This window comes from Streptomyces sp. NPDC054975, from assembly GCF_053609105.1.
The window spans coordinates 169,403-189,277 of sequence record NZ_JBSGWV010000002.1 but is presented as its reverse complement, the minus strand read 5'-3'; the positions used below and the strand labels follow the sequence as shown (position 1 = coordinate 189,277).

Sequence of the window (19,875 nt, the reverse complement as noted above, 5' to 3'; positions counted from 1 at the left end):
CTCGGCCGGATGGAGATCAATATCAGGAAGGGCGGGGCCGAGGACGTCCCCGCGATACTCGCGCTGCTCGACAGCGCGGTCGTGTGGTTGAACGGACGGGGCATCACCGCCCAGTGGGGCACCGAGCCGTGGTCCGCGCGCCCGAAGGCCGTGGAGCTGGTCGAGAGGATCGTGGGCGAGGGCACCCCGTGGATCGCGGAGATCGACGGCGTACCGGCGGGCACCCTGACCCTGACCCCGTATCCGGGGTCGTACGTCACGCCGGCGGACGAGCCGGAGGCGTACGTCCACCTGCTGGCGACCGAGGCGCGCTTCCACGGCCGTGGTGTGGGCGCGGCGCTCCTCGCCCACGCCGTGGACGAGACCCGCCGCCAGGGCCTCTCCCTGCTCCGCGTGGACTGTTTCGCGGGCAGCGAGGGCCGCCTGGTCGCGTACTACGAGCGCCAGGGGTTCACGAGGACGGAGTCCTTCATGGTGGGCGACTGGCCGGGGCAGGTTCTGGAGCTCCGGGTGTGAAGGGCGGTGGCGGGGTGCCGCCCCGCCCCCGCCCTTCCAGGCCTACGCCGCCGCCGCCAGCCGCTCCCGCGGGACGAAGCGGACCGTGGGGTGGCCGTGGTGCCAGCCGAGGTCCATCTTCAGGCCGCCGACGCGGGCGAGGATCAGGCCGATCGTGGACGCCGCCACGAGGGAGACCAGGCCGCCCGTCGCGAAGCCGACCCTCGGGCCGTACGTGTCCGTGATCCAGCCCAGCAGCGGTGCGCCGATCGGCGTGCCGCCCGCGAAGACCATCATGTAGAGGCTCATGACCCGGCCCCGCATCACCGGGTCCGTCGCCAGCTGGACGGCCGAGTTGGCGGTGATGTTGACCGTGAGGCCGAACATTCCGATCGGCACGAGCAGCAGCGCGAACAGCCAGAACGCCGGCGACAGCGCCGCCGCGATCTCCAGGACGCCGAAGACGACCGCCGCGACCACCAGCGTCCGTAGCCGTGTGGAGCCGCGCCGGGCCGCGAGGAGCGCGCCCGCGAGCGAACCGGCCGCCATGAGGGTGTTCAGGAAGCCGTACGTCCCCGCGCCCACGTGGAAGATCTCCCCGGAGAACGCGGTGAGCCAGATCGGGAAGTTGAAGCCGAACGTGCCGACGAAGCCCACGAGGACGATCGGCCAGATCAGCTCCGGCCGCCCGGCGACGTACCGCAGCCCCTCCCTCAGCTGGCCCTTGCCGCGCGGTGCGCGCTCCACCTTGTGGAACTCGGCGGGGCGCATGAGGAGCAGCCCGGCGAGCGGGGCGAGGAAGAACAGGCCGTTCAGGAGGAAGGACCAGCCGCTGCCGATCGTGGCGATCAGCAGACCGGCGACGGCGGGGCCGACGAGCCGGGCGGACTGGAAGTTCGCGGAGTTCAGCGAGACGGCGTTGCGCAGCTGGTCGGGGCCGACCATCTCGGAGACGAAGGACTGCCGGGTCGGGTTGTCGACGACCGTGACCATGCCGAGCAGGAAGGCGATCAGGTAGACGTGCCAGACCTGGACGTGGCCGGAGAGCGTCAGGGCGGCGAGCGCGAGTCCGCAGAGGCCGAGGGCGGCCTGGCTGACGAGGAGGATGCGCCGCTTCGGGTAGCGGTCGGCGATGACTCCGCCGTACAGACCGAAGAGCAGCATCGGGAGGAACTGCAGCGCCGTGGTGATGCCGACGGCGGCGGCCGAGCCGGTGAGGCTCAGGACCAGCCAGTCCTGGGTGATGCGGGCCATCCAGGTGCCGGTGTTGGAGACGATGGCACCGGTGAAGAACAGCCGGTAGTTGCGTATGCGGAGTGAGGAGAAGGTTTCCCCCCGCCCGCGGGTGTGGGTATCGGGTTCATGGACGGGTGCGGAGTCTGCTCCGGGTCCCGTACTCAAAGTGCGTCGCCTCCTCGGCGTAGGGGTCAAAGGTGTGCGAGTTTCTCCAGGACGGGGGCGGCGGCGCGAAGCTTGGCCCATTCGTCATCGTCGAGCCCCTCGGCGAGGGAGGCCAGCCAGACGTTCCGCTTGCGGCGGGACTCTTCGAGCATGGTCTCGGCCCGCTCGGTCTGGGTGACGACCTTCTGCCTGCGGTCGTCGGGGTGAGGCTCCAGCCGGACCAGTCCCTTGGCTTCGAGCAGCGCGACGATGCGGGTCATCGACGGCGGCTGGACGTGTTCCTTGCGGGCCAGCTCACCGGGGGTGGCGGAGCCGCAGAGGGCCAGGGTGCCGAGCACCGACATCTCGGTCGGGCTCAGCGACTCGTCGACGCGCTGGTGCTTGAGTCGTCGGCTGAGGCGCATGACGGCGGAGCGGAGCGCGTTCACGGCGGCGGCGTCGGCGGTGCCGTGGGACAGGTCAGGCATGTTCCTTAGCTTAACTCATTAGACGGGCTAAATACCACTCGGGATGCCCGTGACGGAATCTGTCACCCGTACGAGTGAGATGGATCCGGAAAGTGACGCATCGGGCCCGTCCGTGCCGCGACCCTGACTGGCATGGGATCGACCGTGCTCAGCCTGCGCATCGACGGTGAGCTGCTCGACCGTCTCAAGGGACACGCCGCCAAACGCGGAATGAGCGTCCAGGACTATGTGGTCCGGACGCTCATCCGCGATGACTTCGACGAACGGTTCCAGTCGGCCGTCGACGAGACAGAGAAGTTCTACGGGCTGACGAAGCCCGTCACCTGAGGGATCACGTGAGGCCGAGGGCCGGCATCGCGTAGTAGAAGACGAAGACCGCCGACACGACGTACATCGCCACCGGGACCTCACGGCCCCGGCCCGCCGCGAGCCGCAGCACGCTGAACGCGATGAATCCGATGCCGATGCCGTTCGTGATCGAGTACGTGAACGGCATCATCACCATCGCCAGGAACGCCGGCACCGCGATGGTGAAGTCGCTCCAGTCGATGTCCTTGACCGAACCGGCCAGGATCAGGAAGCCGACCGCGAGCAGCGCGGGCGTCGCCGCCTGGGACGGGACCATCGTGGCGAGCGGCGTGAGGAACAGCGCCACCGAGAAGAGCGCACCGGTGACCACCGAGGCGAGGCCCGTACGGGCGCCCTCGCCGACGCCGGCCGTGGACTCCACGAAGCAGGTGGTGGCGGAGGACGAGGTCGCGCCGCCGGAGGCGACGGCCAGGCCGTCGACCAGCAGGACCTTGTTGATGCCGGGGAAGTTGCCGTCCTTGTCCATCAGCTTCGCCTCGTCGCCGACACCGAGGATGGTGCCCATCGCGTCGAAGAAGCAGGACAGCAGCACGGTGAAGACGAAGAGGACGCCGGTCAGCATCCCGACCTTCTCGAACCCGCCGAACAGGCTCACCTGACCGACGAGGCCGAAGTCGGGCGAGGCGACCGGGTTGCCGGGCCAGGTCGGGGTGGTCAGACCCCAGGACGGGATCTCCGCCACGGCGTTGATCACCATCGCCACGATCGTCATGACGACGATGGAGATGAGGATGGCGCCCGGCACCTTGCGGATGATCAGCGCGAGGGTGAGCAGCGTGCCGAGGACGAAGACCAGGACCGGCCAGCCGGAGAGGTGACCGTCGGCGCCGAGCTGGAGCGGGACGGTGGTGTGCGCGGCGTCGGGGATACGGGAGACGAAGCCCGAGTCGACGAGGCCGATGAGCATGATGAACAGGCCGATGCCGATCGCGATGCCCTTGCGCAGGCCGACCGGGACCGCGTTCATCACGCGCTCGCGCAGGCCGGTCGCGACCAGCAGCATCACGACGATGCCGGCGAGGACGACCATGCCCATGGCGTCCGGCCAGGACATGCGGGGCGCGAGCTGGAGCGCGACGACCGTGTTGACGCCGAGGCCGGCCGCGAGGGCGATCGGGACGTTGCCGATGACGCCCATGAGGAGCGTCGAGAAGGCCGCGGTGAGCACGGTCGCGGTGACCAGCTGGCCGCCGTCGAGCTGGTGCCCGTACATGTCCTTGGCGCTGCCGAGGATGATCGGGTTCAGCACGATGATGTAGGCCATCGCGAAGAAGGTGGCGAAACCGCCGCGGACCTCGCGGGCGACGGTGGAGCCGCGCTCGGAGATCTTGAAGAAGCGGTCGAGACCGGAGACGTGGCCGCCACCCTGGGGGGAAGGGGGCGTGGCCTTGGCGGTGGCCGTGGTGCTCATGGGGTTCCTCGTGGGGGTGGTAATTGGCGGTTCATACGAAGGAAGCCCGCCGGAGGCAAACCGTTTCAGTATGAACACATGAACGAGCGGGAGTCCATCTCCGCGCGTAGAACCCATTTCCGGCCGCCTAGACTGACCGCATGGCGAAGTGGACCCCCAAATACGAGGCACCCGAGCCCCTGGAGGGGCCCGTCGTCGCCACCATCACCGGCGGCACGATCCTCTGGTTCGTACTCTTCCTCGTCCAGGTCCCCTTCTACGGCTGGTTCGACGACCGCGACCTGACCTGGTGGGTATGGACGTGCCTGGCCGGAGCCGGCCTCGGACTGATCGGCATCTGGTACGTACGCAAGCGCGACGCCGCGATCAAGCGCGCGGAGGCGGCCCGCTCCACGGAGGCTTCCGCTCCGTAGTACCGGGGGACCATTCCGGTCCTCCCCTGGTCGGATCTTCGCCCTTCTCGGCGGGTGAACGACCGCTTCCGGTCGTACCGTCGAAAACATGACTCAGCGGGCGAAGATCGACACCGGCGGCGGCGGGAACACCGCGGACGAACCACTCGTCGTCCACCGGGCCGCCGGACTCACCTCCGCCGAGGTCGCCGAACGCGTCGCGCGCGGCGAGGTCAACGACGTACCCGTCCGCAGCTCCCGCTCGACCGCCGACATCGTCCGCGGCAACGTCTTCACCCGCTTCAACGCGATCATCGGCGTGCTCTGGGTGATCATGCTCTTCGTGGCGCCGATCCAGGACAGCCTCTTCGGCTTCGTGATCATCGCCAACACCGGCATCGGCATCATCCAGGAACTGCGCGCCAAGAAGACCCTCGACGGGCTCGCCGTCATCGGCGAGGCCAGACCCACCGTCCGCCGCGACGGACTCGCCACCGAGGTCTCCACCTCCGAGATCGTCCTCGGGGACCTCATCGAACTCGGCCCCGGCGACAAGGTCGTCGTCGACGGAGAGGTCGCCGAGATCGACAACCTGGAGGTCGACGAGTCGCTGCTCACCGGCGAGGCCGACCCGGTCGTCAAGAAGCCCGGCGACACGATGATGTCGGGCTCGTTCGTCGTCGCGGGTGGCGGCGCGTTCACCGCCACCAAGGTCGGGCGCGAGGCGTACGCCGCCCAGCTCGCCGAGGAGGCCTCCCGCTTCACGCTCGTCCACTCCGAGCTGCGCTCCGGCATCTCCACGATCCTCAAGTACGTGACGTGGATGATGGTCCCGACCGCGATCGGCCTCATCATCAGCCAGCTCGTCGTCAAGGACACCAACTTCAAGGACTCCGTCGCCCGGACCGTCGGCGGCATCGTCCCGATGATCCCCGAGGGACTCGTCCTCCTCACCTCCGTCGCCTTCGCGATCGGGGTGATCCGCCTCGGCCGCAAGCAGTGCCTCGTGCAGGAGCTCCCGGCCATCGAGGGCCTGGCGCGCGTCGACGTCGTCTGCCTCGACAAGACGGGCACGCTCACCGAGGGCGGCATGGACGTCACGGAACTGCGCCCGCTGAACGGCAGCGACGAGACGTACGTACGGAAGGTCCTCGGCGCCCTCGGCGAGTCCGACCCGCGCCCCAACGCCTCCCTCCAGGCCATCATCGACGCCTATCCCGACGCGGAGGACTGGCGCTGCACCGAGTCGCTGCCCTTCTCCTCGGCCCGCAAGTACAGCGGCGCGGCCTTCAGCGAGGGCGACGGCGACTCCTCCTCCTGGCTGCTCGGCGCGCCCGACGTGCTGCTGCCCGCCGGGGACCCCACGCTCACCGAGATCGACCACCTCAACGAGCAGGGCCTCCGGGTCCTCCTCCTCGCCCGCACCACCCGCGAGCTCGACTCGCCCGAGGTCGCCGCCGAGGCGCGCCCCACCGCCCTCGTCGTCCTCGAACAGCGGCTGCGGCCCGACGCGGCCGACACCCTCGCGTACTTCGCGGACCAGAACGTCGCCGCGAAGGTCATCTCCGGCGACAACGCGGTCTCGGTCGGCGCGGTCGCGGGCAAGCTCGGCCTGCCCGGCGCCGAGAACACCATCGACGCCCGCCGACTGCCCACCGAGCAGTCCGCGATGGCCGACGAGCTCGACCGCAACGCGGTCTTCGGCCGGGTCACCCCGCAGCAGAAGCGGGACATGGTCGGCGCGCTGCAGTCCCACGGCCACACGGTCGCCATGACCGGCGACGGCGTCAACGACGTCCTCGCGCTCAAGGACGCCGACATCGGCGTCTCCATGGGCTCGGGCTCGGAGGCGACGAGGGCGGTGGCCCAGATCGTCCTGTTGAACAACTCCTTCGCGACGCTGCCGTCGGTGGTCGCGGAGGGCCGCCGGGTGATCGGCAACATCACACGCGTGGCGACGCTCTTCCTGACGAAGACGGTGTACTCGGTCCTCCTGGCGGTCCTGGTGGTATGCAGCCAGGTCGAATACCCCTTCCTCCCCAGGCACCTCACGCTCCTCTCAACCCTCACGATCGGCGTCCCGGCCTTCTTCCTCGCGCTCGCGCCCAACAAGGAGCGCGCGAAGCCGAACTTCGTGAAACGGGTGATGCGGTACGCCATCCCGGGCGGCATCGTCGCGGCGGCCGCCACCTTCGCCACGTACCTGGTCGCACGCTCCTACTACAGCGGCCCGGGCGCGCTGGACGCCGAGACGAGCGCGGCGACGCTGACCCTCTTCCTGGTCTCCATGTGGGTCCTGGCGATCGTCGCCCGCCCCTACACGTGGTGGCGCATCGCCCTGGTGGCGACCATGGGCGGGGCGTTCCTCCTCGTCCTCGTCGTGCCCTGGCTCCAGGACTTCTTCGCCCTCAAGCTGGTCGGCGTCACGATGCCGTGGACAGCGGTCGCCATCGCGGCAACGGGCGCGGCCCTCCTGGAGGTGGCGTGGCGCTGGGTGGACCGCAGGTTCCCGGCGTGAGCGCGTGAGCCCCTAGGGCCTCTCGTTTGGATCATGCCGGGCTCGCGGGCCCTGGCACCGCGCCTCGCCGCGTTGTCGTCGGTTGCCATGGCTCCGCCATGGCGCCCTCCTCCGCCTTGCGATCCACGGCACCAGACCCCGCTCCCTGATCCGGCATGATCCAAACGAAAGACCCTAGTCGAACCACCGATCGCGGGCCAGTTCCGTCGTGCGGGAAGGGTCTTCCAGGAGGGCGGCGACCTCGAAGCGGCGGGGCCATTGGCCTGCTGACCAGGCGAGGCCGGCCGCCACGCCTTCCAGGGTGGCGGCGTGGATCGTGCCGTCGGGGGTGCGGCGCCAGTCCAGTTCGACGCCCGCCGCGCGGAGTTCCTCGTGCTCGACGTACGAGTCCGGGGTCGCCGGGCCGAGGAGGGCGTGGACCGAGGGCGGGACGTCGTGTTCCTCGCCGACCGTCGTGACCTCGGCCTCGACGGCCTCGCTCAGGCGCCGGACCTGGAACAGCTCCGCCAGGTCCGCCGCGCGGGACGGGGAGACCGGGAGGAGGGCGAGGCCGCCCGTGAGCGGGAGGAGGTCGGGGGCGTCGGCGACCAGGGCCTCGGCGGCGTCCACGACGACGAGTTCGCCGTCCACGACCGCTCGCAGCTCGTCGGGGAGGGTGACCTGGTCGGGGTCCAGGTCGGCGAGGGCGGTGTACAGGGCGTGCAGCTGGGCGCCGGAGACCTCGCGGTCCGGGTCGGCCAGGCGGGCCAGCAGCTCGGCCGCTCCGCCCGGCTCGTCCAGGAGCGCGGAGACCGACGTGCGGACGCCGAGGGCCCGCAGGACCTGCTCGTCCTCGAACCCGGTCGCGTCGGCGGAGTCGTACAGGCCGATCAGAAGCGGGTCGGTGCCCGCGGCCCGCAGGCCCGCCGGGCGGCGGCCGTCGAGGACCGGGTGGTCGCGCAGCCACCAGGCGGTGTACGACCGTACGGTCTCGGTCGTACCGTCCGGCATCAGGACCCGTACGGGCTGCGTCAGCGCGTCCCGCAGCGGCGGCCGGGCCAACAGGGTGAGCGCCTGCGGCCAGGCGTCGTCGTCGACCAGGTCCAGGTCCCGTACGGCCACGATCTCGGTCGCCACCGGGGGCACCGGCGCGTCAGGGAGGCGGTCGAGGACGTCCTCGCACCAGACGTCGACGGCGTCGAGCAGTCCAGCGTCGTCGGGCTCGGCGAAGTCCCCTTCGCGGGGCTCCAGCTCGTCCGGGTCGAGGACGAGGTCGGTGGCCCGGACCAGGGCGAAGTTGGCGAGCACCCCGCAGGCGGCGAGGGGCTGTTCGCCCCAGCGCTCGGCAAGTTCAGCGTCGCACAGGGCGAGTTCGCCCTCGCTCATCACGGCGGCGAAGGGGCTGCCGGGCAGCACCAGTTCACCGGCGGGCGCCAGCTCCCCGTCCTCGTCCGGCAGGGCCAGCGCGCCGAGCCACGGCTCGTCGCCGGGCTCCAGCTCCGCGTCCCGTACGAGCGCGAGGACCGTCTCGGCGAGTTCGTCGGCGTCAAGCGTCTCCGCGTCCTCGTCCCAGATCTCGCCCGCGTCGAGCGACGCGGCGACCGCCGCCCTTACCTGAGGGGTCGTCAGGACCGCCCGAGGCGTGGCCGGGAGCGCGCCCAGCTTCTCCAGGAGGGGGTGGGCCGCCTCCGGGTGGGCGACCTTGAGGCCGAGGCGGGTGAGATCGGCGGGGGTGCGGCGGTCCTGCGGCAGGAGGACGTGGCGGGGGCCGATGGTGGTCCGGGTGCGGGTGGGGGCGGCGGGGGTCAGGTCGCCGGCGTGGTGGGTGTCGCCGGCGTGGTGGGTGTCGTGGGCGTGGTCGGCTTCGGCGCCCTCTCGGGCCTCGTCGGCCTCCTTGGCCCTGTCCCCCGCGTCCGGGTCCGCCAGCGGGACCGGGAGGCCGGTCAGCCGGTCGGGGTCCACCCCGGCCAGCGAGTCGTACAGCCGCCACCACCACGACGGCGCCCGGTCCACCCCGGCGAGCCGGTCGACCGCCTCGGTCAGCGGCACGCGTCCGACGCCGAGCGTGCGCAGCTCGACGCGCCGTTCGAGCCCGGCGGGCAGCAGGGTCGGGAAGACCTCCGCGAGGACGGCGACGGTCTCGTGCCCCGCCCCCTCCACGACCTCGGCCTCCACCGCCCGCAGCGCGGGCACGTCCTCCGACGGCGCCTCGGGCGCGAGGAACGCGACGCGCGGCAGCCGCTGGAGGATCGCCGCGCGCAGCGCCCCGTCGAGGGTGCCCTTGCCGAGCGGTCCGGGCACCAGGTCGATCGTGGCGACCGACACCGGTTCCCAGTCCGCGAGGAGTTCGGCGTAGGCGTCGGCGGCGCGCTCGACCAGGAAGTCGGTGAGCGGGCCGGGCGCGGGGTGGCGCCGGGCGGTGTCCAACGGGAGGGAGGCGATGAGGAGGGCGGGCAGGCCGAGCGGTTCGTCGGTGGGGGTGGGGGCGTGGACGACGGGGGCGGTACGGGGGTACAGCGGGGCGCCCTCGGCGTCCACGGGCACGGCCCAGGTCACCGACCAGTACGGGCGCAGCCGCTCCTCGACCGGCCGGTCCTTCAGGAGCGCGGCTTCGAGGGGGCCGCCGTGGGTGACGGTCCGCCAGCGGTGGGTGCCGGTCGCGGAGTCGGCGACGTGGACGTAGCCGTCCGCCTCGGAGCGGCGGAGCGTCCGCACGCCGTCCGGGGTGTCGACGACGATCTCCGCGAGGCCGGGGAGGGTGAGCAGGAGGGCGTCGTCGATGGACGCGAGGAGCCGCTCGGCCAGGTCGACGGCGGCGGAGTCCCGGAGCGGGAGGACGACGACGGTGTCGTAGCCGTCGGGCGCGGTGCCCTCGGCGGGCAGCGGGAGGCGCAGCAGCGGTACGTGACCGTCCCGGCGGCGCAGCTCGTCCCCGAGGCCGGGGCTGTGCCGGGCGGCGTCGGCGGCCAGCTCGCGGGCCTCGGCGAGGGACCAGCGGACGCCGCCGTGCCGGCCGAGGACGGCGGGCTCGTCGGAGACGGCGAGAACGGCGGCGAAGCCCACGCCGAAGCGGCCGACGGCTCCCTGGCCGTGCTCGCCGCGCTTGGCGGAGGCGCGGAGTGTGGAGAGCGACTCGACGCCGGTGGCGTCGAGGGGGGCGCCGGTGTTGGCGGCGGCGAGGATCGCGGGGGCGTCGGGCCCGGCGGGGTGGAGGGTGAGCCGCAACCGTCCGGTGACGCCTCCCCTGTGGGCGGCGTCGGCGGCGTTCTGGGCGAGCTCGACGACGAGGCGGTCGCGGTAGCCGCCGAGGGCGAGGTCCTCCTCGGCGTTGGCGTCCTCCCGGAACCGGGCGGGCCCGGCCCCCCACGCGTCGAGCACGCCCCTCCGCAGCCGGGCGGTGCCGAAGGGGTCGGCTCCGTCGGTCGACGTCCTGACGCTGACGCTCACGTCTGCTCCACTCTGCGGGCGGGATAGATGCCGGGTGCCCGAAGGTACCGCGCCCCGCCGGCCCTCGGCGTCGCCCCACCCCCGTGTGGGCAAACGTCCCGCAGGGCGATGGGGGTCCGCCCTGCTCGAGCGGAACGACTGCCCACAACGGAGGGTCCAACCCCCCGCCTACGAGTGGCCCAGGTCTTCCGACGTGCCGTCCGGTTCCGTCGTCGAGCCCGAGTCCTTCGCCGGGCGGAGCGGGAAGGCGTCCGCGCCCACAGAGTCCAGGACCGGCGGCGCCGGGCGCGGAGGCTTCGGCATGATCGCGGCCTCCGAGTGGCCGCCGCAGCCGTACGCGAGGGACACCACGCGCCCGTCCGCCGGCGAGAACTCGTTCGCGCAGACGCCGAACGCCTGCTTCAGGGAGCCCGCCAGCGGCACCAGGAAGGCGCACGACTCGCACGAGGCCGGTGCGGCCTGTGCCATCGGGGTCTTCGCCCCGAACGACTCGTCCCAGCGGTCCGCCGCCACATGCAGCCCGTACCGCGACAGCACCCGCGCGCGCCGCATGCCGAGTTCCTCGGCGACCGAGGCGATCGCGCCCCGGGACGGCGTACGGGAGACGATCTCGGCGTCCTCCGCGTCGAGGTGGTCCGCCATCTCCTCCGAGACCGCGGAGTTCGGCGGCGGCGCGTCCTCGCCGGTGTATCCGGGCTCCAGCCTGAGGTCGTCCTGCTCCGTCGGCAGCAGGTCCCCCGGCCCCATGTCACCCGGCCGCAGCCGCTCGCTCCACGGCACCCACTCGGGGGCCAGGAGGGCGTCGGAGCCGGGCAGCAGGACGGTTTCGTCGAGGGTGACGTTCTTGGCCCGGGAGGCGCGGGTGACCGTCACGGCCCAGCGCCAGCCGCGGTAGCCGGGCTCCTTGCACTCGAAGAAGTGCGTGACGACCCGGTCGCCGTCGGCGACGGCCTCCACATGGGCGCCGACGATCCCGGGCGCGGCAGCCTCCTCGGCGGCCGCCCTCGCCAGGTCTACCGCCTCGGCGCACAGGCGGTCGGGGGTACGCGGGGTACGCGGGGTACGGCTTCGCGTCGTCGCAGCACTCACAGGTCTCGCTTCTCTCCTACGCCGTCTCACGGGTGCGCCGGCCGAGGAGCGGGAGCGAAAAGCCCCGGGCGGCGGGCGGAGCGGACCAGGGGGCCGCATCGACGTCCGCGCCCGACATGTCTCGCGTCTCTCGGGCACACCTATCGTCATCCATTCTGCGGGATGCCGAAGAGGCGCGCGGCCGAGATCTTCCGCCGGTGGCGCGCTACGCACGCTACCCCCTCCGCCGCCCGCCGCCCACCTGCCCGCCCCAAGTGGCCCGGATCGTGGACCGGCGGCCCGCCGTGCCACGGTTCACAAGTCAGGGGCGTGGGGCACTATGACGGAGTGGCAGCCGCACGGTCGTCCGCACGATCCCACGATCCTGCCGGGCCGCTCCGCCGAGCGGGCCGGACGGTGGGGCGCGCCCTGCATCTGCCGTTCACGGGCACGGCCCGCGGCATCCGCAAGGCGACGCACGCGCACGGCGCGGGCGAGTCGGGCCTCGGGAAACTGATCGAGCTGCACGCCGTGAACGGCGCCGGCGACGTCATGATCACGGTCGCGCTCGCCTCCACGGTGTTCTTCTCCGTACCGACGGACGAGGCGCGTGGCCGGGTGGCGCTGTACCTGGGCATCACGATGCTCCCGTTCACCCTGCTGGCCCCGGTGGTCGGCCCGCTCCTGGACCGCCTGCCGCACGGGCGGCGCGCGGCGATGGCCGCGGCGATGTGGACCCGGGCGGTCCTCGCGATCACGATGTCGGGCGCGGTGGCCACCGGCGGCCTGGAGCTGTACCCGGCGGCGCTGGGCGTGCTGGTGGCGTCGAAGGCGTACGGGGTCGTCCGCAGCGCGGTCGTGCCACGGCTGCTTCCGCCCGGCTTCTCGCTGGTCAAGGCCAACTCCCGGGTCACCCTCGCGGGCCTCCTCGCGACCGGGATCGCGGCGCCGATCGGTGCGGGGCTCCAGCAGATCGGGCCGCCGTACCCGCTGTACGGGGCGTGCGCGCTCTTCCTGCTGGGCGGGTACTGGGCGTTCCGGATGCCGCACAAGGTCGACTCCGCGAAGGGCGAGCGGCGGGTGCACCTGCTGACCCACGGCGAGAAGAAGCCGAGCCTGCGGACGGTGGGGCCCTCGGTGCTGCACGGGCTCCAGGCGAACGCGGCGCAGCGGATGCTCTCCGGGTTCCTGATCTTCTTCCTGGCGTTCCTGCTGCGCGAGCATCCGCTGTCGGGGCAGAGCGCGGCCGTGTCGCTGGCGATGGTGGCGGTGGCGGCGGGCGTCGGGAACGCGTGCGGGACGGCGGTCGGCTCGCTCCTGAAGGAACGCGGCCACGCTCCCGAGGTGATCATCGCCACGATGATCACCACGGTGTGCGGGGCGGCGGTCCTGGCGGCGGTGTTCTTCGGCGGGCTGATGGTGGCGGTGCTCGGGGCGGTGGCGGGCCTGACGCAGGCCCTGTCGAAGCTGTCGCTGGACGCGCTGATCCAGCGGGACGTGCCGGAGGTCGTACGGACGTCGGCCTTCGCCCGTTCGGAGACGCTGCTGCAGATGGCCTGGGTGGTGGGCGGCGCGATCGGCATCTCGCTGCCGCTGAGCGGCCCCATGGGCATGTCGGTCGCCGCGGGCATCCTCGGCCTCGGCGCGCTCCTCGCGGTCCGGGGCCTCGTGGGCGCGGCCCGGGCGGAGACCCGGCGCAAGGCGGAGACCACGGGGGCGTAGCGCCCCGCGCCGGAGGTGGGCGCGGACGGGCCACGCCCGTGAGGGGAAAACGCGGCGCGCCGCACCCCCGCGTGGCGGAGTTCCGTGCGCCCGATAGCCTTCGGGCCATGACCGTTGCGTTCTTCACCGGCTCGCGCCGCCGGGCCGCCGCCCTCGGGGCCGTCTCCGCCGGGCTCCTCGTCCTCACCGCCTGCGGCGACAAGCCGACTCCGCTCGCGACCCTGACGGTCGGGACCGAGTCCATCCACTCCGAGGCCGCCTGCTACAACGACGGCGACGCCATCAAGGAGTCGCAGATCCAGCAGTGCCTCAACAAGAAGGCCGAGAAGTCCCTCACGGTCGCCGCGGACGACAAGATCCGCTTCGGCGTCGACCCCGAGATCGCCGAGAAGGGCTGGACCATCTTCCTCGGTGGCCAGAACGCCGAGCCGGAGCCGTACAAGAAGACCTACCGGACCATCCCGGCCAGCGCCTTCTTCTCCTCGCAGACCGGCGAGGCGACCAACCAGACCCAGATCACCATCGTCGAGAACGACGGCAAGAAGCTGACCGGCATCTGGCACTTCGAGCTGAAGAAGGACTCCTGATCCTCCGGTGACCTTCCGGACCCTGATCGTGACGGCCGTGGCGGCGGAGGCGGACTCCGTCGCACGCGGCCTTCGCCACGACGGCCACGACGGCCGGCACGACCACCTCGGCCGTGACGGTCACGACAAAAGCCACGGTCCGGGTCAGGGGGCCGGGATCGCGCTCCCCGGCGGGCACGTCGACCTGCTCGTCGGTGGCGTCGGGCCCGCCTCCGCCGCCGCCGCGACCGCCACCGCCCTCGCGCGGGCGAGCGCCCCCTACGGCCTCGTCGTCTCCGCCGGGATCGCCGGCGGCTTCCAGCCCCACGCGCCGATCGGCTCCGTCGTCGTCTCCGACGCGATCGTCTCCGCCGACCTCGGCGCCCAGACCCCCGACGGCTATCTGACCGTCGAGGAACTCGGCTTCGGCCGGTCCGTCCACCGCGTGGACAGCCGGCTGACCCTGCGGGTCTCCCGCGGCCTCGGCCGACAGGCCCACACCGTCGCGCCCGTCCTCACCGTCTCCACCGTCACCGGCACCGCCGAGCGCGCCGCCGAGCTGGCGGCCAGGCACCCCGGCGCCGCCGCCGAGGCCATGGAGGGCTTCGGCGTCGCCGAGGCCGCCGCCGCCCACGGCGTACCCGTGGTCGAGATCCGGGCCGTCTCCAACGCCGTCGGCCCCCGCGACCGCGCCGCCTGGCGCATCGGCGAGGCCCTGGACGCGCTGCGGTCCACGTTCCAGCTGCTCAGCCACTCCGTCCTCGTGGAGCCGACGTGCGAAAACTGAAGATCGCGTACTCGCCCTGCCCGAACGACACCTTCGTCTTCGACGCCTGGGCCCACGACCGCGTCCCCGGCGCGCCCCGCCTCGACGTGACGTTCGCCGACATCGACCTCACCAACGGCTGGGCGGAGCACGGCACGGCCGAGTACGACGTCCTGAAGGTCTCGTACGCCGTCCTGCCCTGGGTCCTCGACGAGTACGCCCTGCTGCCCTGCGGCGGCGCGCTGGGGCGCGGCTGCGGCCCCCTGGTGCTCACGCGGGAGCCCGGCGTGGACCTCACCGGGAAGACGGTCGCGGTGCCGAGCGAGCGCTCGACCGCGTACCTGCTCTTCCGGCTGTGGGCGGCCGACGTCGTCCCGGGAGGCGTCGGGAACGTCGTCGTCATGCCGTTCCACGAGATCATGCCCGCCGTGCGGGACGGGAAGGTCGACGCGGGGCTCGTCATCCACGAGGCCCGCTTCACCTACCAGAACTACGATCTGCACGCCCTCGCCGACATGGGCGCCCACTGGGAGGACACCACCGGCCTCCCGATCCCGCTCGGCGCGATCGTCGCCCGCCGCTCGCTCGGCCCGGCGGTGCTGCGGAGCATCGCCGAAGCGGCCCGTACGTCGGTCCGGATGGCCTGGGACGACCCGGAGGTCTCGCGGCCGTACGTACGTGAGCACGCACAGGAGATGGACCCGAAGGTGGCCGATCAGCACATCGGTCTCTACGTCAACGAGTTCACGGCCGATCTCGGCGAGGCCGGCTACGCGGCCGTGCGCGGACTGCTCACACGCGCGGCGGCCGAGGGGCTGGTACCGCCCCTCGGCCCGGACGCGCTGTCGTTCCCGTAAGCCTCGTCGGGCTTATACGTCGAGCTGGTCCGCGACCGCCCGCAGCAGGCCCGCGATCTTCGCGCCCTGCGCCTTGTCGGGGTAACGGCCGCGCTCCAGCATCGGCGTGATGTTCTCCAGGAGCGTCGTCAGGTCCTGCACGATGGACGCCAGTTCGTCGGGCTTACGGCGCTGCGCCGCGGCGACGGACGGGGTCGGGTCGAGGACCGTCACGGAGAGCGCCTGGTCACCGCGCTGGCCCGCGACCACCCCGAACTCCACGCGCTGCCCCGGCTTGAGGGCGTCGACTCCGGCAGGGAGCACCGACGAGTGGACGAAGACGTCGCCGCCGTCGTCCCGGGAGAGAAAGCCGAAGCCCTTCTCGCTGTTGAACCACTTGACCTTGCCGGTAGGCACGTCTGTCCTCGTCCTCGTACTCGATGGAATGCGCCGGGAATCCGGCTCTGGAGAGCAATACAGCAGGTCGCGTGACCTGCCGCACCAAGGCTAATGGGCTTCGGGCTGGTGACAAGACGTCGCCGGTCTGTTCCTGGCGCCTGGGAACTACCCTGGCCGAATGCGTAGTGAAACCCCTTCGGCCGCGCCGGTCGACGACAGCGCTCCGGGTGACGGTCTCGTCCGGGCCGGTGCGATCGTCTTCATCATCGGCGCGGTGGCCACGCTCGTCACGGTCGCGCCGCTCTTCCTCGGCACCGACCCGTTCCCGCCGATCGCGTACGGCGTCTGCATGCTGATGGGCGTCGGTTTCCTGGTCGCGGGTGCCGGTGTGCTGCGCTCGATCGCCGCCCAGCGCCGCCAGGCGAAGACCGTGACGGTCGGCGGGAACTAGCCCCGGTACGCCTCCCACCAGGCACGGAACTCCGTCAGGTCCCGCAGGACGACGTCCGCGCCCGCCGCGCGGAGCTCTTCCTCGTCGCACGGTCCGGTCGTCACGGCCACCGACAGGGCGCCCGCGTGCGCGGCGCCGCGTACGTCGCCTGTGTGGTCGCCGACGTACACGCCCGCGCCGTGCTCGCGCAGGGCCTCCGCCTTGCCCTCGGCCCAGAGTCCGCCGATGACGGCGTCGGGGTCGATGCCGAGGTGGGAGAGGTGCAGCTTGGCGTGCGGCTCGTTCTTGGCGGTGACGACGATCGTCCGGCCGCCGGCCTCCTGAACGGCTTGAATCGCATCCCTGGCGCCGGGCAGCGCGAGCGAGGGCTCGATCGCGTACGTCGGGTAGAGCGCGCGGTACTGGGTGACCCGCTCCGCGACCTCCGCCGCCGGGAACCAGTGCGCGAGCTCGTGCTCCAGCGGCGGGCCGAGGCGGGAGACGGCGAGGTCGGCGTCGATCGGGACGCCGACCTGCGCGGAGAAGGCCAGGTACGTGGCCTTGATGCCGGGCCGGGAGTCGATCAGGGTCATGTCGAGGTCGAAGCCGACGGTGAGCGGGAGTCGCGGCGGAGTCATGAGGGACATTGTGCCCACATGTTCGAATCAGGCCCCTGCTTAGACTGAGCCAAGCCTTACCGAACCAGCCATGCACCTTCCGATGGGCCTCGATGACCGCCGCTCTCCGTTCCAGACGCGTTCTGGCCACCGCCGTCGCCGTCGTCGCCCTTCTCGTCGCGATCCTGCTGAGCCTCGCCGTGGGCGCCCGGGGCATCGCCCCGTCCACGGTCCTCGACGCGCTGCTGCACGGCGGGACGAGCGACGACGCCGAGGTCGTACGTCAGATGCGGGTGCCCCGGACCCTGATCGGCCTGATGGTCGGCGCCGCGCTCGCGCTGGCCGGTACGGCCCTGCAGGGCATCACCCGCAACCCGATCGCCGACCCCGGCATCCTCGGCATCAGCCAGGGCGCCTCGGTGGGCGTGGTCATGGCGATCGCCTTCGCGGGGGTGCACACGCTCACGGGGTACGTGTGGTTCGGCTTCGTGGGCGCGGCCCTGGCGGCGGTCGCGGCGTACGCGATCGCGGCGAGCGGGCGGGGCGGGGCGACGCCGGTGAAGCTGGCGCTCGGCGGCGCCGCGATCAACGCGCTGCTGCTGTCGGTGACGACCGGGATCCTCACGATGAAGGCTTCGGCGCTCGACGAGTTCCGGTTCTGGCAGATCGGCTCGCTGGACGGCCGGGACGCCGAGGTCGTCGGCCAGATCTGGCCGTTCCTGCTGGTCGGCGCGGTGCTGGTGGTCTCCGTGGCCCGAGGCCTGGACGCGCTCGCGCTCGGCGAGGACGTGGCGAAGGGGCTCGGTCAGCGGGTCGCGACGGTACGGATCGTGGGCGGGATCGGGGCGACCGTGCTGACGGGGGCGGCGGTGGCGGCGGCCGGCCCGCTGGCGTTCGTCGGCCTCGCGGTGCCGCACATCGCCCGCGCGATCGTGGGCGGCGACCACCGCTGGGTGCTGCCGATGGCGGCGCTGGTGGGCCCCGTGATGCTGCTGGTGTCGGACGTGATCGGCCGGATCCTCTTCCCGCCGGGCGAGGTCCCGGCGGGGGTGATGACGGCGCTCATCGGGGTGCCGTTCCTGGTGACGCTGGTGCGGCGGAAGGCGGTGCCGGCATGACGACGGCGTCTGTACGGCCTGCTGGGTACGGAGTCGTGCGCACCGGGAGCGGATCGTTCCTGCTGCACCGGCGCTCGGCGGTGGTGGCCGTGGGCCTGGTGCTGGTGCTGGCGTCCGTCTCGGTCGCGTACCTCTGTGTCGGCGAGAAGTTCGTCGCACCGGGCGAGGTCCTGAAGGTGCTGCTTGGGCAGGACTCGCGCTCGGCGTTCGTCGTCGAGGAGCTGCGGATGCCGCGGCTCGCGGTCGGACTGATGGTCGGCGCCGCGTTCGGGGTCGCGGGCGCCCTGATCCAGACCGTCGCCCGCAACCCGCTCGCCAGCCCCGACATCATCGGCATCAGCCAGGGCGCGGGGGCGCTGACGGTCGGCGCGATGACCTTCGGCCTCACCTCGTACACCGTCCTGCCGTACCTCTCGATCGTCGGCGGGATCGCCGCCGCCGCGCTCGTGTACGTCTTCGCCTGGCGCGGCGGGCTGCACGCGACGCGGTTCGTGCTCATCGGCATCGGGTTCGCGATCGCGCTGCGGTCGCTGATCACGCTGTTCATGACCAAGGGCGACTACCTGGTCGCCCAGCAGGCCCAGATCTGGATGACCGGCTCGCTCAACGGGCGGGGCTGGGACGAGGCGGCGCCGATCCGCTGGACGCTGATCGCGCTGCTGCCGGCGATCCTGTGGGCGGCGCGGGCGCAGCGGAGCGTGTCGTTGGACGACGACACCGCGACGGCGCTGGGCGTCTCGCTGGGGCGGGTCCGGCTCGGGCTCGTCCTCGTGGGCGTGGTCCTGGCGTCGGTGGCGACGGGGGTGGCCGGTCCGGTGGACTTCGTGGCGCTGCTCGCGCCGCAGATCGCCCGGCGGATGACCCGTACCGCCCAGATCCCGCTGCTCTGCTCGGCGCTGATGGGGGCGTTCGTCGTGGTCCTCGCGGACCTGCTGGGCAGGCGGCTGTTCTCGCCGACCGAACTGCCGGTGGGCGTCCTGACGGCGGCGGTGGGCGCCCCGTACCTGATCTGGCTCATCGTCCGGAGCCGAAGCGTGGGAGGAACAACGTCGTGAGTCGGCTGACGGCGCGGGCACTGACCCTCGCGTACGAGGACCGTACGGTCGTGGAGGAGCTGGACCTCGCCGTCCCGGACGGGAAGGTGACGGTGATCGTCGGCCCGAACGCGTGCGGGAAGTCGACGACGCTGCGGGCGCTCGGGCGGCTGCTGAAGCCGGCGGGCGGTGCGGTGCTGCTGGACGGGGAGTCGCTGGCGAAGCTGCCGACGAAGCGGATCGCGCAGTCGATCGGGCTGCTGCCTCAGACGCCGGTGGCGCCGGAGGCGATCACGGTCGCCGACCTGGTGTCGCGGGGGCGCCAGCCGCACCAGGCGTGGTGGAAGCAGTGGTCGGAGGCGGACGAGCGGGCGGTCCTGGAGGCGATGGAGCGCACGGACGTCGCCGCGCTCGCCGACCGGTCGGTGGACGAGCTGTCGGGCGGTCAGCGGCAGCGGGTCTGGATCGCGATGGCCCTCGCGCAGGAGACGGACCTGCTGCTGCTCGACGAGCCGACGACGTACCTGGACATCGCCCACCAGGTGGAGGTCCTCGACCTGGTCCGCCGCCTGAACGTGACACGGGGCCGCACGGTCGTGGTCGTCCTCCACGACCTGAACCAGGCGGCGCGGTACGCCGACCACCTCGTCGCGATGAAGGGCGGCCGGGTGGTGGCCTCGGGCCCGCCGTCGGAGGTCGTGACGGCCGACCTGGTCCGCGACGTCTTCGGCCTGGAGTCGGTGATCGTCCCGGACCCCGTGACGGGCTCACCTCTGGTGGTGCCGGGGGCGCCGTGGGCGGGAGTGCGCGTGGCCACCCACGAGGGGAGCGCCTGACGGG

At 72.3% G+C, this 19,875-nt stretch carries 19 protein-coding genes; 12 read left to right on the top strand and 7 right to left on the bottom strand.

Annotated elements, in window-relative coordinates; all coding sequences use genetic code 11:
- Window positions 1-9: 9 nt before the first annotated feature.
- The gene (locus ACWF79_RS03285; RefSeq protein WP_453726334.1) at window positions 10-516 is read left to right on the top strand and encodes a GNAT family N-acetyltransferase; all 507 of its coding nucleotides are present in this window, start codon (window positions 10-12) and stop codon (window positions 514-516) included.
- Between the two features lie 42 nt (window positions 517-558).
- Here the strand turns inward: ACWF79_RS03285 and ACWF79_RS03280 are convergent, their stop codons facing one another.
- Together ACWF79_RS03280 and ACWF79_RS03275 are read right to left on the bottom strand one after the other, a co-directional pair.
- Entirely contained in the window at window positions 559-1,896 is a 1,338-nt protein-coding gene (locus ACWF79_RS03280; protein WP_453726333.1) for an MFS transporter, read from the bottom strand.
- Between the two features lie 26 nt (window positions 1,897-1,922).
- Entirely contained in the window at window positions 1,923-2,363 is a 441-nt protein-coding gene (locus tag ACWF79_RS03275; RefSeq protein WP_453726332.1) for a MarR family winged helix-turn-helix transcriptional regulator, read from the bottom strand.
- Between the two features lie 132 nt (window positions 2,364-2,495).
- Between ACWF79_RS03275 and ACWF79_RS03270 the strand changes: the two genes are divergently transcribed.
- Window positions 2,496-2,690 carry a ribbon-helix-helix protein, CopG family gene (locus ACWF79_RS03270; protein ID WP_401437154.1) on the top strand — a complete coding sequence of 65 codons (195 nt, stop codon included), beginning with the start codon at window positions 2,496-2,498 and terminating at the stop codon, window positions 2,688-2,690.
- Between the two features lie 4 nt (window positions 2,691-2,694).
- Here the strand turns inward: ACWF79_RS03270 and ACWF79_RS03265 are convergent, their stop codons facing one another.
- Window positions 2,695-4,143, bottom strand: coding sequence for an NCS2 family permease (locus tag ACWF79_RS03265; protein ID WP_453726331.1), 1,449 nt, complete (start codon window positions 4,141-4,143; stop codon window positions 2,695-2,697).
- Between the two features lie 140 nt (window positions 4,144-4,283).
- On the opposite strand from ACWF79_RS03265, the gene ACWF79_RS03260 reads away from it, so the two are divergent.
- Complete coding sequence (locus ACWF79_RS03260) at window positions 4,284-4,556, top strand: DUF2530 domain-containing protein (RefSeq protein WP_453726330.1); 273 nt, start codon at window positions 4,284-4,286, stop codon at window positions 4,554-4,556.
- A gap of 88 nt (window positions 4,557-4,644) precedes the next feature.
- Window positions 4,645-7,053 (top strand): HAD-IC family P-type ATPase, encoded by a 2,409-nt coding sequence (locus ACWF79_RS03255; protein WP_453726329.1) that lies wholly within the window; start codon window positions 4,645-4,647, stop codon window positions 7,051-7,053.
- A gap of 174 nt (window positions 7,054-7,227) precedes the next feature.
- Here the strand turns inward: ACWF79_RS03255 and ACWF79_RS03250 are convergent, their stop codons facing one another.
- Together ACWF79_RS03250 and ACWF79_RS03245 are read right to left on the bottom strand one after the other, a co-directional pair.
- Window positions 7,228-10,479, bottom strand: a complete 3,252-nt coding sequence (locus ACWF79_RS03250) for a sacsin N-terminal ATP-binding-like domain-containing protein (RefSeq protein WP_453726328.1) — start codon at window positions 10,477-10,479, stop codon at window positions 7,228-7,230.
- A 168-nt stretch (window positions 10,480-10,647) separates the two neighbouring features.
- Complete coding sequence (locus tag ACWF79_RS03245) at window positions 10,648-11,568, bottom strand: DUF3027 domain-containing protein (protein WP_453726327.1); 921 nt, start codon at window positions 11,566-11,568, stop codon at window positions 10,648-10,650.
- A 309-nt stretch (window positions 11,569-11,877) separates the two neighbouring features.
- Here ACWF79_RS03245 and ACWF79_RS03240 point away from each other — a divergent pair, with 309 nt between their 5' ends.
- The 4 genes from ACWF79_RS03240 to ACWF79_RS03225 all read left to right on the top strand — a co-directional run bounded on the left by ACWF79_RS03240 (window position 11,878) and on the right by ACWF79_RS03225 (window position 15,458).
- Window positions 11,878-13,269 carry an MFS transporter gene (locus ACWF79_RS03240; protein ID WP_453726326.1) on the top strand — a complete coding sequence of 464 codons (1,392 nt, stop codon included), beginning with the start codon at window positions 11,878-11,880 and terminating at the stop codon, window positions 13,267-13,269.
- 107 nt (window positions 13,270-13,376) lie between these two features.
- Window positions 13,377-13,856 carry a DUF2771 domain-containing protein gene (locus ACWF79_RS03235; protein WP_453726325.1) on the top strand — a complete coding sequence of 160 codons (480 nt, stop codon included), beginning with the start codon at window positions 13,377-13,379 and terminating at the stop codon, window positions 13,854-13,856.
- A 7-nt stretch (window positions 13,857-13,863) separates the two neighbouring features.
- On the top strand, window positions 13,864-14,622 hold the full coding sequence (locus ACWF79_RS03230; RefSeq protein WP_453726324.1) for a futalosine hydrolase: 759 nt from the start codon (window positions 13,864-13,866) through the stop codon (window positions 14,620-14,622).
- Complete coding sequence (locus ACWF79_RS03225) at window positions 14,610-15,458, top strand: 1,4-dihydroxy-6-naphthoate synthase (RefSeq protein ID WP_453726323.1); 849 nt, start codon at window positions 14,610-14,612, stop codon at window positions 15,456-15,458. Before ACWF79_RS03230 ends, ACWF79_RS03225 begins: the two co-directional genes overlap by 13 nt.
- 12 nt (window positions 15,459-15,470) lie before the next feature.
- Here the strand turns inward: ACWF79_RS03225 and ACWF79_RS03220 are convergent, their stop codons facing one another.
- Window positions 15,471-15,854 (bottom strand): cold-shock protein, encoded by a 384-nt coding sequence (locus tag ACWF79_RS03220; protein WP_308354918.1) that lies wholly within the window; start codon window positions 15,852-15,854, stop codon window positions 15,471-15,473.
- 160 nt (window positions 15,855-16,014) lie between these two features.
- On the opposite strand from ACWF79_RS03220, the gene ACWF79_RS03215 reads away from it, so the two are divergent.
- Window positions 16,015-16,287 (top strand): hypothetical protein, encoded by a 273-nt coding sequence (locus tag ACWF79_RS03215; RefSeq protein WP_453726322.1) that lies wholly within the window; start codon window positions 16,015-16,017, stop codon window positions 16,285-16,287.
- On the opposite strand, the gene ACWF79_RS03210 is transcribed toward ACWF79_RS03215, so the two are convergent.
- The gene (locus tag ACWF79_RS03210; RefSeq protein WP_453726321.1) at window positions 16,284-16,904 is read right to left on the bottom strand and encodes an HAD family hydrolase; all 621 of its coding nucleotides are present in this window, start codon (window positions 16,902-16,904) and stop codon (window positions 16,284-16,286) included. The genes ACWF79_RS03215 and ACWF79_RS03210 overlap by 4 nt on opposite strands.
- Window positions 16,905-16,996: 92 nt before the next feature.
- Here ACWF79_RS03210 and ACWF79_RS03205 point away from each other — a divergent pair, with 92 nt between their 5' ends.
- Genes ACWF79_RS03205 through ACWF79_RS03195 form a run of 3 tightly spaced genes read left to right on the top strand, consistent with a single transcriptional unit; the run spans window position 16,997 to window position 19,871 of the window.
- The gene (locus tag ACWF79_RS03205) at window positions 16,997-18,001 is read left to right on the top strand and encodes a FecCD family ABC transporter permease (protein WP_453726320.1); all 1,005 of its coding nucleotides are present in this window, start codon (window positions 16,997-16,999) and stop codon (window positions 17,999-18,001) included.
- Window positions 17,998-19,056 (top strand): FecCD family ABC transporter permease, encoded by a 1,059-nt coding sequence (locus tag ACWF79_RS03200; protein WP_453726319.1) that lies wholly within the window; start codon window positions 17,998-18,000, stop codon window positions 19,054-19,056. The genes ACWF79_RS03205 and ACWF79_RS03200 overlap by 4 nt, the downstream gene beginning before the upstream one ends.
- On the top strand, window positions 19,053-19,871 hold the full coding sequence (locus ACWF79_RS03195; protein ID WP_453726318.1) for an ABC transporter ATP-binding protein: 819 nt from the start codon (window positions 19,053-19,055) through the stop codon (window positions 19,869-19,871). The genes ACWF79_RS03200 and ACWF79_RS03195 overlap by 4 nt, the downstream gene beginning before the upstream one ends.
- The last annotated feature ends 4 nt before the right edge of the window (window positions 19,872-19,875 follow it).

What these genes read in the sequence shown, in the direction of transcription:
- ACWF79_RS03265 (WP_453726331.1), bottom strand. Translation starts at nt 4,143, where the DNA reads ATGAGCACCACGGCCACCGCCAAGGCCACGCCCCCTTCCCCCCAGGGT.
- ACWF79_RS03205 (WP_453726320.1), top strand. Translation starts at nt 16,997, where the DNA reads ATGACCGCCGCTCTCCGTTCCAGACGCGTTCTGGCCACCGCCGTCGCC.
- ACWF79_RS03260 (WP_453726330.1), top strand. Translation starts at nt 4,284, where the DNA reads ATGGCGAAGTGGACCCCCAAATACGAGGCACCCGAGCCCCTGGAGGGG.
- ACWF79_RS03210 (WP_453726321.1), bottom strand. Translation starts at nt 16,904, where the DNA reads ATGACTCCGCCGCGACTCCCGCTCACCGTCGGCTTCGACCTCGACATG.
- ACWF79_RS03275 (WP_453726332.1), bottom strand. Translation starts at nt 2,363, where the DNA reads ATGCCTGACCTGTCCCACGGCACCGCCGACGCCGCCGCCGTGAACGCG.
- ACWF79_RS03200 (WP_453726319.1), top strand. Translation starts at nt 17,998, where the DNA reads ATGACGACGGCGTCTGTACGGCCTGCTGGGTACGGAGTCGTGCGCACC.
- ACWF79_RS03215 (WP_453726322.1), top strand. Translation starts at nt 16,015, where the DNA reads ATGCGTAGTGAAACCCCTTCGGCCGCGCCGGTCGACGACAGCGCTCCG.
- ACWF79_RS03270 (WP_401437154.1), top strand. Translation starts at nt 2,496, where the DNA reads ATGGGATCGACCGTGCTCAGCCTGCGCATCGACGGTGAGCTGCTCGAC.
- ACWF79_RS03255 (WP_453726329.1), top strand. Translation starts at nt 4,645, where the DNA reads ATGACTCAGCGGGCGAAGATCGACACCGGCGGCGGCGGGAACACCGCG.
- ACWF79_RS03235 (WP_453726325.1), top strand. Translation starts at nt 13,377, where the DNA reads ATGACCGTTGCGTTCTTCACCGGCTCGCGCCGCCGGGCCGCCGCCCTC.
- ACWF79_RS03285 (WP_453726334.1), top strand. Translation starts at nt 10, where the DNA reads ATGGAGATCAATATCAGGAAGGGCGGGGCCGAGGACGTCCCCGCGATA.